Below are 12,258 nucleotides of genomic sequence, written 5' to 3' on the forward strand. Positions count from 1 at the left end.
AGGGTACGACCGCCTGGTCGTAGGCTGGTCCGGTGAGTGAGCCCGTCGACGAGACCCAGCGGCCCGGCCGCGACCACCCGGACGAGACCAAGCCGATCATGATCGTCGCCTTCGAAGGCTGGAACGACGCAGGTGACGCGGCCAGCCGGGCGGTCGAGCATCTCCAGCTCAACTGGGATGCGACACCGCTGAGCGAGCTGAGTCCGGACGAGTATTACGACTTCCAGGTGAGCAGACCGACCGTGCGCATGGTCGACGGTGTCACTCGAAGGGTCGACTGGCCGACCACCCGGCTCTCGGTGTGCCGCCCGGAAGGCTTCACCCGGGACGTGGTGCTGGTCCAAGGGCCCGAGCCGAACATGCGCTGGCGCGCCTTCTGCGGCGAGCTGCTCGAGCACATCCAGCAGCTGGAGGTCGCCACCGTCGTCACCCTCGGCGCGCTGCTGGCCGACACCGCGCACACCCGGCCCGTCCCGGTGACCGGGACGGCGTACGACAAGGACACCGCTTCACAGTTCGGCCTGGAACTGAACAACTACCAGGGCCCGACCGGCATCGTCGGCGTCCTGCAGGACTACTGCGTACAGGCGGGCGTCCCGGCGGTGTCGATCTGGGCGGCCGTGCCGCACTACGTCTCACACCCGCCGTCACCGAAGGCCACGCTCGCGCTGCTGCACAAACTCGAAGACGTCCTCGACGTCGAGATCCCGCTCGGCGCGCTGCCGGAGCAGGCCGAGGAGTGGCAGCGGACGGTCACCGACATGGCCGAAGAGGACGAGGAGATCAGCGAGTACGTGCGGGGGCTCGAAGAGCGCGGTGACGCGGAAACCGAGTTCACGCTGGACGACGTGAGCGGGGACAAGATCGCGGCCGAGTTCGAGCGATACCTGCGGCGGCGTCGTCCGGGACAGGATGGTCCGGGGCGGGGCTGACAGCGGCCCCCTCAATCCCGCTCCCTACCCGCGCCATGAAAGGTCCTTTCCTTGCAAATTTTGCAAGGAAAGGACCTTTCATGGCATTGGGGTAGTGGCGGCGAGACCTCAGAAGATGCGTCGCAGTGGGATGGGGCCCCGCGCCCGCTTCCGCCACTCCCGCGGATAGCCGAGCGAGACCTCCTCGAACCGCACCCCATCCGCTTCCGTGGACCTCGGGATGTGCAGGTGCCCGTAGACGGCGACCTCCGCGCGGAACCGCAGGTGCCAGTCCTCGGTCTCGGTCGTCCCGCACCACAGCGCGAACTCCGGCCAGTACAGCGGCGCGGTCGGGTGACGGTGCAGCGGCCAGTGCGACATCAGGATCGTCCCGTGGTCCTCCGGGATCGCCTCCAGCCGCCCGGTGCTGATCTTCACCCGGTCGGCGCACCACGCCTGCCTGCTGGGATACGGGTCCGGATGCAGGAAGAACTCGTCCGTGCACAGCACGCCGGCGTCGCGCGCCTGGTCGATGGCCGCCTGCATCGGCAGTCCTTCGGCCGCCGGGGCCCGCCAGCTGTAGTCGTACAGCACGAACAGCGGGGCGATCGTCAGCGGCTTCTCCTGGTGTTCCCACACCGGGTACGGATCCTCCGGAGTGAGGACATCGATCTCCCGGCATCGCTCGACCAGATGCTCGTAACGCGCCTGGCCTCGCAGCTGGCATTCGTCCTTCTGGGTGGTCCACAGCTCGTGGTTGCCGGGGACCCAGACGACCTTCGCGAAGCGTTCCCGCAAGGTCTTGAGCACCCCGATCACGGATTCGGCGCGTTCGGCGACGTCACCGGCCACGAGCAGCCAGTCGTCGGAGGTACGGGGGACGACCTCGTCGACGAGCGGGGCGTTGCCCTCATGGGTGACGTGGAGGTCGCTGGTGGCGAAGAGATGCGGCACTCCACCACCGTAGCTTCACTCGGACCGGGGAACCGCCAAGACCGCATGACGGCGTAAGCGTCCCGACGCCAGGACGCCCAGCACGATCAGCGCGGAGACGGTGTGCAGGGCCGCCTGGACGTTCAGCAGGACTCCGGTGCCCAGCACGCTCACGAGCCCGCCTGCCAGGAGCGCGCCCAGCGCGGTGAAGCCCGCCATCCCGGCGAACATCGTGCTGAGCACGCGGCCGGAGCGCTCTGGCGACGCGGCCGTCTGGACCAGCGACAGCAGTCCGGAACCGGCCAGTACCCCCGGTGCGCCGACGAGCCCGAAGAGTCCGATGTAGACACCCAGTGACGCCGTGAGCGACGGCAGGTTCCAGATCAGCGCCGACAGCAGGCCGAGTGCGAGCCCGCCCCAGCCGAGCAGTGCGGCGGGGGTGACCTTGCGGGCGACGGTGGCGACGGCGAATCCGGCGGCGAGCCCGCCGAGCGCCTGCACCCCGCGCAGCAGACCGACGTCGCCTTCGGTGCCGTCGAGGATGTCGAGCACGAAGACCACGAACAGCACCAGGAACATCCCCTGCGCCAGCGAGATCAGGACCACGACGACACCGGCGACGCGAAGCCGTCCCTCCCGCCCGATCTCGCGAAGGCCGTCGAGCCACGCCCGCAGCACCGACTCGTGCGGGCCGGCCGCCAGTGGCGCGGCGACGCGGCGGAACGGACGCGCCAGCAGAGCCGACGCGATCATCAGTACGCCGAGATAGGCCACTACGACCCAGCCGAGGCCGCCGAAGCCGAGCAGGAGACCGCCCGCCCAGCCACCCACGAGGCGAGCGACACTGCCGTTGATGCTCATGAGGCCGTTGGCGCCGGTCAGCTCGTCCGGGCCGACCAGTTCCGGTACGAGCGCGTTGCGGGCGGGTTCGAACAGCGAAGCCAGTCCCGCTTGGCCCGCCATGACCGCGTAGACCACGAACACGGGACCGCCTGTCCCGACGAACAGCAGCGGCAGGGCCACGAACGCCTGCGCCACGCAGACCACGCACAGCACCAGCCGCCGGTTCCAGCGATCCGCGATCACCCCGGCGACGGGACTGAGCAGCACCGCGGGCAGCAGGCCGAGGACGATGCTCAACGCCGTGGTGGCCGCGGAGCCGGTCGCCTGGAAGACGAACACCGGCAACGCGATCTGCAGCATCCATTCGGCGGTCTCGGAGAAGAAGGCGGCGATCCACAGCCGCGCGAAAGCGGGCTCCCTCAACGGTTTCATCTGCTCGGCTTCCCCTCCGCGTCGATGCGCGGGAACGCGCGCAACCCGAGGTGCACCGGCCGGGCCTCCTCCGGCGCGTCCTCGCGGATCGCGCCGACGTAGGGCCGGACCAGGGCGTCGATCCCCTCGATCAGCTTTTCCAGCTCCGCGGCGGTCACCCGCAGCGAATAGGTGTTGATGCCGGAGGCGTCCTGCCACTCCTTTTCCAGCCGGTCCGCGGCCGCTAGGTAGCGCTCGGTCAGTTCCCGCTCCCGCGCGAGCGTCGTGCCGACGACGGCCAGTTGCGCCCCGCGCGATCCCGGGTCGTCCCCGAGCTCGATCCCGACCTGGCAGGCGCGCCAGGGCCGCTCGCGCCCGTCCTCCCCCTCGACGCGTTCGACCAGGCCGTGCCGGGCGAGCTGACGCAGGTGCCAGCTGATGTTCGAAGCGCTCGAACCAACGGCCGTCGCGCATTCGCTGGCGGTGCGCGGCCCCACCGCCATCAGGTGGTCCACCAGCGCCGCACGCAGCGGATGCGCCAGCGCCCGCATCAGCTCGACGTCCTCGATCCGCTTGCGCGGCGGCAACCCGGTCATCGCCCGATCCCCTCTGAAAGATCTCTTTCGAAAGTTCTCTTTCAGAGTTTCAAACACTCGTCCCCTTGTCAATCGCCCTCGATACCCTTTGCCCAGACAGTTGCTGCATTCGACAGTGACTGCACGAGTCAACTACTGCTTGAGGAACACACATGCCTGACCAGCGAGAACTCGCCACCTCGGCGGCTTTGGAGATCCCCCGGTTCGTCAGCGCGACCGTGCTGTTCCAGACGGCCATGGCGGAACGACTCGGGATCAGCCCTACCGAGCTGCACGGCCTCCAGCTGGTCATCAGCGGTGCCGCGACCTCGCCGACCCGGCTCGCCGGCGCGCTCGGCATGACGACCGGCGCGGTGACGCGAATGCTCGATCGCATGGAGAAGCAGCGGCTGGTCGAGCGCGTCCCTGACCCGGCCGACCGTCGCCGCCTCCTGATCCGCCCGCTCCCCGACCGGCTGGACGACGTCGCCGACCTCTACGCCCCCATGGCCCGCTTCTTCGGCGAACGCCTCGGAAAGCTCGATCGCCGCCAGCTCGCCGCGCTTCTCGGCGTCATGACCGACGGCCGCGCCTTCGCCGAACGGGAGGCCGCGCGCCTGCGATCCGGGCCACCGGAACCAGGGGTTGACTAACGCTACATGGGTTGCGTTAGACTGGTCGCATCATGGACAACTGACACCGCATCCCTCCCCGCTCCGAGGCGGCTTCGGTAGAGCACGGCTCCCGCAAGCGATCAGGCCCGGCGGGGATCCCTCACGGATCCGAAACGCGGTGATGTCGTATGTCTTCTTCCCTTTCTCTGATCGCCAAGGACCTCGTCCGCTCCTACGGCACCCGCGTCGTGCTCGACGGTGTCAACCTCACCGCTTCGGCGGGGCAACGGCTCGGTCTCGTCGGCGAGAACGGCGTCGGGAAGTCCACGCTCCTGCGCCTGCTCGCCGGGGTCGAAGAGCCGGACGCCGGTGAGGTGCTCCGTGGCGACGACGTCGGATTCCTGTTGCAGGAACTGCCTTTCCCCGCGACGGCGCGGTTCTCCGACGTCATCGACGACGCGCTCGCCGAAATCCGGCAGGCGTCGGCGAGACTCGAAGAACTGACCGCGGCGCTCACGGAACGTCCTGACGACGCGGCGGTCCTCGACGAGTACGGCACCGTCCTCGAATGGGCCCAGGCGCACGATCTCTGGGACGCCGACCGGCGGGCCGAGGTCGTCTGCGCGGGTCTCGGGCTCGCCGGGATCGATCCGGCACGGCCGTTGGGCACGCTCTCGGGCGGGCAGCGGTCGCGGCTCGGGCTGGCCGCGCTGCTGATCCGGCGGCCGGGAACGCTGATCCTCGACGAGCCGACGAACCACCTCGACGACGTGGCGATGGAGTTCCTCGAACGGCATCTCGCGTCGCTGACCGGTGTCCTCGTGCTGGCGTCGCACGATCGCGTGTTCCTCGACGCGGTGTGCACCGACATCGTCGACCTCGATCCGGCACTGGGCGGGCCGACCCGGTACGGCGGCGCGTATTCCGCCTATCTGGACCAGAAACGGGCCGAACGGGCGCGCTGGGAACAGCGGTACGCCGAGGAACAGGACGAGCTGAAGGAACTACGCGAATCGGTGGCCGTCACCGCGCGCAACGTCGCGCACAACCGGCCTCAGCGCGACAACGCCAAGATGCTCTACGACTTCAAGACCGGGAGGGTGCAGAAACAGATCTCACGCCGGGTCCGCAACGCCCAGCTGCGGCTGGACGAACTGGAACGCGATCAGGTGCGGAAGCCACCCGCCCCGCTGCGGTTCCAGGCGGAACTGACCGGCACACCCGGTGAGGACAAGACGGCGATCTCGGTCCGGGACATCCACGTCCCGGGACGGCTGCGGCTGGAGACCCTCGACATCACGACCACGTCGAGGCTCCTGATCACCGGCGGGAACGGCGCGGGGAAATCCACGCTCCTGTCCGTGCTCACCGGCGCGCTGACCCCGGACGCCGGGACCGTCCTTCGTGGACGCGGGGTCCGGATCGGCCTGCTGGCACAGGACGTGGAGTTCGCCGAGCCGGACCGGTCGGCGCAGCGGGTCTACACCGAAGCACTCGGCGAGAGTGCGCCGCCGTTGCGGAGCCTGGGTTTGCTGGCTCCGCGCGACCTCGGGACCAGTGTCGGCGCACTGTCGGTCGGGCAGCGGCGGCGGCTCGCGCTGGCGTTGCTGATCGCCGATCCGCCGGAGGTCCTCCTGCTCGACGAGCCGACGAACCACCTCTCGCTCACCCTGGCCGAGGAGTTGTTCGCCGCGCTCGACACCGCTCCGGGCGCCGTCGTCGTCGCTTCGCATGATCGCTGGCTGCGCCGGGACTGGGCGGGCGACCACCTGCGGCTGACGGACGGCCGCGTGGCGGTATAGGGCGTTATACGGTCTTCGCGTGTGTCATGAGGGGTCCCCATGGGACGAATTTCGTCCCATGGGGACCCCTCATGACGTTTTTCAGAGCACGATGCCGAGCAGCGCGTCCACGGCGTTCCGGATCAGGCCGGGCGCCACCGGGTCGGTGCCGGAGCGGTTCAGCGCCTCGGCCACCCACGCGTCGACGGCGGCGAGTGCCTTCGGGGTGTCGAGATCGTCGGTCAGGTGGTCGCGGAGGCGGGTGATCGTGTCCTCCGCGGCCGGACCGGTGCCGAGTGAAACAGCGTCACGCCACCGGGCGAGCCGGTCTTCCGCGTCCGTGAGCAGCTGTGCGCTCCACGGGCGGTCCTCCCGGTAGTGACCGGCGAAGAGGGCGAGCCGGATCGCGCCGGGGTCGACCTTGTCGGCGCGCAGCCGCGAGACGAACACGAGGTTCCCCCGCGACTTCGACATCTTCTCGCCGTCGAGACCGATCATCCCGGCGTGCACGTAGTGGCGCGCGAACGGCCGGTCCCCCGCGACGGCTTCCGCGTGCGCGGCGCTGTACTCGTGATGCGGGAAGATGAGGTCCGAGCCGCCGCCCTGGACGTCGAAGCCGAGGCCGAGGCGGTTGACCGCGATCGCGCTGCACTCGATGTGCCAGCCGGGCCTGCCCGCGCCCAGTTCCGACTCCCACGACGGTTCGCCCGGTCGCGCCATCCGCCACAGCAGGGCGTCGAGCGGGTGCTGCTTGCCAGGCCGGTCCGGGTCTCCGCCGCGTTCGGCGAAGTACTTCGCCATGGTCTCGGCGTCGTAGTTCGACTCGGAGCCGAAGTGGCCGGTCGCGTTGTGGTCGAAGTAGATGTCCGGGTACTCGGCGTCGTCGGCGCGGTACGCGCTGCCGTTCGCCAGCAGCTTGGCGATGACCTCGACGATCTCCGGGATGCTCTCCACCGCCCCGACGAACTGCCGCGGCGGCAGCACCCGCAGCGCGGTCATGTCCTCGCGGAACAGCGCCGTCTCGCGCATGCCGAGGACGACCCAGTCGTCCTTGTCCCGCTCGGCCCGCTCCAGCAGAGGCTCGTCGATGTCGGTGACGTTCTGCACGTAATGGACGTCGTGCCCGGCGTCGCGCCACAGGCGGTTCACCAGGTCGAATGTCAGATAAGTGGCGGCATGCCCCAGATGGGTGGCGTCGTACGGCGTGATGCCGCAGACGTACATCCGAGCGGTGGACCCGGGCGCCGTGGGGCGGATCTGCCCCGTCGCCGTGTCATGGAGCCGCAGCGGACGGGGGGTGCCGGGGATACGGGGCACGTCGACCGATGACCAAGTCTGCATACCTCGACTGTAAGCGGAGCCGCCACGCCGTTCCCGTCCGGTGGGAGACGAACACGGCCGGAGTAACCGAACTCGCTATCGCCGGGCACGGACCGCGTTGGCGCGGACGGCGTCCCGGATGTACGCGCCGAGGCCCGGCCGCTGGTCCGGCTCGCGCACCAGGAACCCGAGCTGGACCGGTTCGGTCGCGTACAGCCCGGCGATCTCGCGGTGCAGGGCGTGATCACACTCCCCCATGAACGCGGCCAGCATCAGCCGGTGCTCTTCGGCGAGGTCCATCGCCGCGGCGCCGTCCGGGGGCGCGCCGGAGTCGACGACGTCGAGGAGCCGCCGGACCCAGTCCTGGCGGACCTTCTCCGCCTCGATCCATTCCTCCTTGGACAGTGGCCTCGCCGCCGCCTGCCATTGCGGCGTCTCGCCCCACCGCCGGACCGCCTCCTCCGCGTAGCCCTCCGGTTCACGGAACTCGCCGAAGACCTCGAACTTCTCCTCCGGCGTCAGCGCACCGTTGACCTGCTTCGCCTTGATCACCCGCTCGACGGACTCGACCATCCGGGTCAGCTCGCCGATCCGCTCCTCCAGCAGCGTCCGCTGCCGCCGCAAGTGCTCCAACGCGTCCAGGCCCGGGTCGTCGACGACCTTCGCGATCGTCTCCAGCCCGAACCCGAGCTCGCGGTAGAAGAGAATGCGCTGCAAGCGGTCGAGGTCGTCGTCGCTGTAGCTGCGGTAGCCCGCCGCCGTCCGCCCGCTCGGCGAGAGCAGGCCGATCTCGTCGTAGTGGTGCAGCGTGCGCACGGTGACCCCGGACCACGCCGCGACCTTCCCCACCGGATACCCCATCGGCCCAGCGTAGGTGTACTCCGGCCGCCTACCGTTTCCTGGTCCGCAGGTAGTCGCCGACCACGGCGGCACCGAGCCCGTCGAGATCCGGCGCGACGACCCGGCCGCCCGAGCGGCGCGCGAGCAGATCGACGAACGCGGTCAGGCGCGGGTCGTCCCCGAGCCGGAACACCGTCACCGAGGCACCCAGCTTCGCCATCCGGTCCACTTCGGACAGTGTCTTGAGCAACGTCCTCGGCTGGGGCGGATAGTCGAACTCCGCCGTGCCGTCGGGTTCCAGATGCGCTGTCGGCTCGCCGTCGGTGACCATCAGGACCACCGGCTGCGCGTCGGGGTGCCGCCGCAGATGCCGCCCCGCCAGCAGCAGGGCATGATGGGCGTTGGTGCCCTGTTCCCAGGCGCCTTCCAGACCCACCAGTTCGGCGAGCTCGACCGATGTGGCGTAGCGGCCGAAGGTGATCAGCTGAAGCGCGTCGTTGCGGAACCGGGTGCTGATCAGCTGGTGCAGGGCGAGCGCCGTCCGCTTCATCGGCAGCCAGCGGCCCTCCTGCACCATCGACCACGAGGTGTCCACGAGCAGCGCCACCGCCGCGCGCGACCGATGCTCGGTCTCGACCACTTCGACGTCGGAGACGTCCATCCGGACGGACCGCTCGCCGACCGAAACCGAACGCAGGACCGCGTTGCGGACCGTCCTGGAGACGTCCCAGGGCTGCATGTCCCCGAACCGCCACGGCCTGGTCGCCCCGGTCGGCTCACCGGCGGCACCGGCGGATTCGGTCTCCCGCTGACCGGCCTTGCCGCGCAACGCGTTCACGACGTCGGCGAGCGCGGTTTCCCCGAGTCGCCGCAAAGCCTTGGGAGACAGCCGAAGCGTGCCGTCGGGCGCGCGCTCGAAGATACCTTGCCGCCGTAGTTCGCGTTCCAGTTCGGACAGTCGCCGGGCGTCGACACCGGCGTCCGGGCCGAGCTGCCGTTCGAGCGCGTCGACGTCGATGTCCTCCAGCCTCGCGCCGGGATAGGACTGGCCGAGCTGTTCGGCGAGCGCGTCCAGTTCGGCGAGATCGGACATGGCGCGAGCGCCCTCGCCGAGACCGAGCGGATCGTTGCCCCGGAAGCGTTCCGAGGACGTCCAGTCCTCACCTGGCCGCAGCGCGCGCAGCTGCGAGTCCAAAGTGGACAACTGCTGCGCGAGCCGAGGGTCCCCGAACGCCTGCTGGGACAGCTCGGCCAGTTCGGCGCGCTGCTCGGGGGTCATCGAGTTGAGCATCCGCTGTGCCGCCGCGGCACGGGCGGCGAGGACGTCGATCAGCTCCTCGACGTTCTTCGGGTTCTCCGGGAAGAACTCGCCGTGTTCTCGCATGAACCCGGCGAACCGCTCGGGCACGTCCTCGCGGCCCTGCGCGTGCGCGGCCAGCAGGTCGTTGAGATCGGCGAGCATTTTGTTTGCCCGCTCGACATCCTCGGGGCCCGCGTTCCGCAGCGCCTCCTTCATCCCCTCGAAGCGGGAATCCAGCAGCTCACGGCCGAGCAGGTCACGGATCTTCCCGTAGTTCTCCCTGCCTTGCTCCGAACGCCAGTCGTACTCGGCGAGTTCGCGCACGGCCGCCGCCGTCCCCGGCGGCAACGCGTCCAGGCGCGCCTCCCGGAAACGGGCGTCGTCGTCCGGATCCGGGAACAGGTCACGCCGCTCCGCCTCCAGCGCCTCATCGAGCAGCCGCTGGACCTCCTGCAGGGTGCCGTCCAGCCGGTGGCGGCGCTGGATCTCCGACCGGCGCTGCCAGAGCCGTCTGGTCAGCTCGTCCAGCCCGGCGGTGCGCGGGGTGCCGCGTCGCAGCAGTTCCTCCAGCGCGGACCGGGGCGAGGCACCCGCCATCACGTCGCGGCCGATCTCGTCGAGCGCGTCGCGCAGATCCGCGGGCGGCGCCAGCGGATCCGGGCCGTCGTGCCACGGCCCGTACGAATACCCTTCCGGCTGTGTCATCGCCGCCTCCGCGGGAGTAAGTACGTCGGCGGTGCGCTCATCGGCCGTAGACGGTCGTCGAGTCGTCGGAATCCTTGGCGAGTTTCCGCGACAGGAACAGGGATTCCAGCGCCAGTTCGACCGCGGCGGCGATCCGGCCCGCGGGTTCGTCCGGGCCGACACCGGCCCGCGCGGCGACGTCGTGGAGCACGGGCAGTTCCGGCAGCGCGGCCAGCACGTCCTTGCCGGGTACGCGTTCTCCGGTGGTGACCAGGTGCCCGTCCTCGACGGCGTCGGCCAGCGGCAGCAGGTCCAGGCCGGCGAACCGCGAACGGGCCGTCTCGGCGACCGCCCGGCGCAGCAGGTGCACGAGGTGCTCGGTCTCGCGCCCCTCCTCCCCCGGCTCGAATTCGAGCTTGCCGCGCAATACGGCCGGAACCGCGTCGAGGTCGACGGGCCGCGCCACGGCGGGTTCTTCACCGGTCAGCGCGGACCGGCGCAGCGCCGCCGCGGCCACGGTCTCCGCCGCCGCGATGGCGAACCTGGCAGAGACGCCGGAACGCTGGTCGATCACCGGCGATTCGCGCAGGTTCCGCACGAACCGGGCGAGCACCTCCAGCAGCGGCTCGCCGACCTCGGCGACCAGGCTCGCCTCCTGCCGCACGACCGCGATCTCCGCGTCGACGTCGAGCGGGTAGTGCGTCCGGATCTCCGCGCCGAACCGGTCCTTGAGCGGGGTGATGATGCGGCCGCGGTTGGTGTAGTCCTCCGGGTTCGCCGTCGACACCAGCAGGACGTCCAGCGGCAGGCGCAGGGTGTACCCGCGCACCTGGATGTCGCGTTCCTCCATCACGTTCAGCAGCGCGACCTGGATGCGCTCGGCGAGGTCCGGCAGTTCGTTGATCGCCACGATGCCGCGGTGCGCGCGCGGGACGAGTCCGAAGTGGATGGTCTCGGGATCGCCGAGGCTGCGGCCTTCGGCGACCTTCACCGGGTCGACGTCGCCGATCAGGTCACCGACCGAAGTGTCCGGTGTGGCGAGTTTCTCCGTGTAGCGCTCGTCGCGGTGACGCCAGGTCACCGGCAGGGCGTCGCCGAGTTCGGCGGCACGCCGCCGCGACTCCGGGGTGATCGGGTCGAGCGGGTGCTCGCCCAGTTCGGCACCCTCGATGACGGGCGTCCATTCGTCGAGCAGCGCGGCGAGACTGCGCAGCAGCCGGGTCTTTCCCTGACCGCGTTCACCGAGCAGGACGACGTCGTGGCCGGCGAGCAGCGCGCGTTCCAGCTGGGGCAGGACGGTGCGCGAGAACCCGACGATCCCCGGCCAGGGGTCTTCCCCGGCGCGGAGCTTGACGAGCAGGTTGTCGTGCAGTTCTTGTTTGATCGAGCGCGGCGCGTGGCCTGCCGCGCGAAGGTCCCCCGCAGTGCGGGGCAGAGGTGCGGGAACAGCGTTCACCTGTTCGACGCTACGTCGCGATCGTGTGCCCTGTCGACGTGAAGCAACTCCAGCCCGAGGATCAACCGATCGGTGGATGGGGTTTTCCAGAGATCGGTCGATGTGGAACCGGGTGCCCGCGCGCGAGGCTGGTCCCATGCCCAAAACCCGCAAACCACCGGTGGCCCGAGCCGAACTCGAGCACCCCCGCAGCCGCGCGGCCTTCCGGTGGATCAAGATCCTCGTCTCCTGCTACGTCGGTCTCAGCGTGCTCGCCCTCGTCGTCGCGTATCTCTGGCGTGACCGGCCGGACGTGGTGACCGACCTGGTCTGGGTCCGCGGCGAGGGCGTGCTCATCGCCTCGGTGGTGCTGCTGCTGTTCGTGTTCGGTGCCGCTCGCGGACGACGTGGCGCGTACCTGCGGTTGCGGATCGCCTCGGCGGCGATGGTGGTGGCGATCGCGGTGCTGGTCTCGATCCCCGGCTTCCTGCCTGCCTGGATGCGGATCGAGCAAGGGCTCTGCGGGCTGGTCCTGATCGGTGTCGCGGTGATCGCCAACGGCGGTCATCTGCGATCGTTGTTCGCGGGCGGTCGGACAGCGGGAGTGTGAT

Annotated in this window: 11 protein-coding genes; 4 read left to right on the forward strand and 7 right to left on the reverse strand. The window is 70.0% G+C overall.

Annotated features, from left to right (window positions below):
- The first annotated feature begins 32 nt into the window (after positions 1-32).
- Positions 33-932 carry a PAC2 family protein gene (locus ACZ7KI_RS38355; protein WP_470277912.1) on the forward strand — a complete coding sequence of 300 codons (900 nt, stop codon included), beginning with the start codon at positions 33-35 and terminating at the stop codon, positions 930-932.
- Positions 933-1,040: 108 nt separating this feature from the next.
- Here ACZ7KI_RS38355 and ACZ7KI_RS38360 read toward each other — a convergent pair whose 3' ends face one another.
- From ACZ7KI_RS38360 to ACZ7KI_RS38370, 3 genes are read right to left on the reverse strand one after another with little or no spacing between them, the layout of a single operon-like run.
- Positions 1,041-1,865 carry a metallophosphoesterase family protein gene (locus ACZ7KI_RS38360; RefSeq protein ID WP_470277913.1) on the reverse strand — a complete coding sequence of 275 codons (825 nt, stop codon included), beginning with the start codon at positions 1,863-1,865 and terminating at the stop codon, positions 1,041-1,043.
- Positions 1,866-1,880: 15 nt separating this feature from the next.
- Entirely contained in the window at positions 1,881-3,119 is a 1,239-nt protein-coding gene (locus tag ACZ7KI_RS38365; protein ID WP_470277914.1) for an MFS transporter, read from the reverse strand.
- Positions 3,116-3,694, reverse strand: coding sequence for an ArsR/SmtB family transcription factor (locus ACZ7KI_RS38370; protein WP_470277915.1), 579 nt, complete (start codon positions 3,692-3,694; stop codon positions 3,116-3,118). The genes ACZ7KI_RS38365 and ACZ7KI_RS38370 overlap by 4 nt, the downstream gene beginning before the upstream one ends.
- A 152-nt stretch (positions 3,695-3,846) precedes the next feature.
- Between ACZ7KI_RS38370 and ACZ7KI_RS38375 the strand changes: the two genes are divergently transcribed.
- Together ACZ7KI_RS38375 and ACZ7KI_RS38380 are read left to right on the forward strand one after the other, a co-directional pair.
- Positions 3,847-4,326, forward strand: a complete 480-nt coding sequence (locus ACZ7KI_RS38375) for a MarR family winged helix-turn-helix transcriptional regulator (RefSeq protein ID WP_470277916.1) — start codon at positions 3,847-3,849, stop codon at positions 4,324-4,326.
- A 149-nt stretch (positions 4,327-4,475) separates the two neighbouring features.
- Positions 4,476-6,089 carry an ABC-F family ATP-binding cassette domain-containing protein gene (locus ACZ7KI_RS38380; RefSeq protein ID WP_470277917.1) on the forward strand — a complete coding sequence of 538 codons (1,614 nt, stop codon included), beginning with the start codon at positions 4,476-4,478 and terminating at the stop codon, positions 6,087-6,089.
- 81 nt (positions 6,090-6,170) lie between these two features.
- Here the strand turns inward: ACZ7KI_RS38380 and mshC are convergent, their stop codons facing one another.
- The 4 genes from mshC to ACZ7KI_RS38400 all read right to left on the reverse strand — a co-directional run bounded on the left by mshC (position 6,171) and on the right by ACZ7KI_RS38400 (position 11,668).
- Positions 6,171-7,409, reverse strand: coding sequence for a cysteine--1-D-myo-inosityl 2-amino-2-deoxy-alpha-D-glucopyranoside ligase (gene mshC / locus ACZ7KI_RS38385; protein ID WP_470277918.1), 1,239 nt, complete (start codon positions 7,407-7,409; stop codon positions 6,171-6,173).
- Positions 7,410-7,484: 75 nt separating this feature from the next.
- On the reverse strand, positions 7,485-8,249 hold the full coding sequence (locus ACZ7KI_RS38390; RefSeq protein WP_470277919.1) for a MerR family transcriptional regulator: 765 nt from the start codon (positions 8,247-8,249) through the stop codon (positions 7,485-7,487).
- A 28-nt stretch (positions 8,250-8,277) separates the two neighbouring features.
- Positions 8,278-10,233: a vWA domain-containing protein gene (locus ACZ7KI_RS38395; RefSeq protein WP_470277920.1), complete on the reverse strand. Its 1,956-nt coding sequence runs from the start codon at positions 10,231-10,233 to the stop codon at positions 8,278-8,280.
- A 37-nt stretch (positions 10,234-10,270) separates the two neighbouring features.
- The gene (locus tag ACZ7KI_RS38400; RefSeq protein ID WP_470277921.1) at positions 10,271-11,668 is read right to left on the reverse strand and encodes a sigma 54-interacting transcriptional regulator; all 1,398 of its coding nucleotides are present in this window, start codon (positions 11,666-11,668) and stop codon (positions 10,271-10,273) included.
- Between the two features lie 136 nt (positions 11,669-11,804).
- Here ACZ7KI_RS38400 and ACZ7KI_RS38405 point away from each other — a divergent pair, with 136 nt between their 5' ends.
- Positions 11,805-12,257 carry a hypothetical protein gene (locus ACZ7KI_RS38405; RefSeq protein ID WP_470277922.1) on the forward strand — a complete coding sequence of 151 codons (453 nt, stop codon included), beginning with the start codon at positions 11,805-11,807 and terminating at the stop codon, positions 12,255-12,257.
- Position 12,258 lies beyond the last annotated feature (1 nt).

The organism is Amycolatopsis sp. NPDC039088, assembly GCF_055598845.1.

Coding starts and splice junctions, on each gene's coding strand:
- mshC (WP_470277918.1), bottom strand. CDS start 7,409: ATGCAGACTTGGTCATCGGTCGACGTGCCCCGTATCCCCGGCACCCCC.
- ACZ7KI_RS38370 (WP_470277915.1), bottom strand. CDS start 3,694: ATGACCGGGTTGCCGCCGCGCAAGCGGATCGAGGACGTCGAGCTGATG.
- ACZ7KI_RS38365 (WP_470277914.1), bottom strand. CDS start 3,119: ATGAAACCGTTGAGGGAGCCCGCTTTCGCGCGGCTGTGGATCGCCGCC.
- ACZ7KI_RS38380 (WP_470277917.1), top strand. CDS start 4,476: ATGTCTTCTTCCCTTTCTCTGATCGCCAAGGACCTCGTCCGCTCCTAC.
- ACZ7KI_RS38390 (WP_470277919.1), bottom strand. CDS start 8,249: ATGGGGTATCCGGTGGGGAAGGTCGCGGCGTGGTCCGGGGTCACCGTG.
- ACZ7KI_RS38375 (WP_470277916.1), top strand. CDS start 3,847: ATGCCTGACCAGCGAGAACTCGCCACCTCGGCGGCTTTGGAGATCCCC.
- ACZ7KI_RS38395 (WP_470277920.1), bottom strand. CDS start 10,233: ATGACACAGCCGGAAGGGTATTCGTACGGGCCGTGGCACGACGGCCCG.
- ACZ7KI_RS38405 (WP_470277922.1), top strand. CDS start 11,805: ATGCCCAAAACCCGCAAACCACCGGTGGCCCGAGCCGAACTCGAGCAC.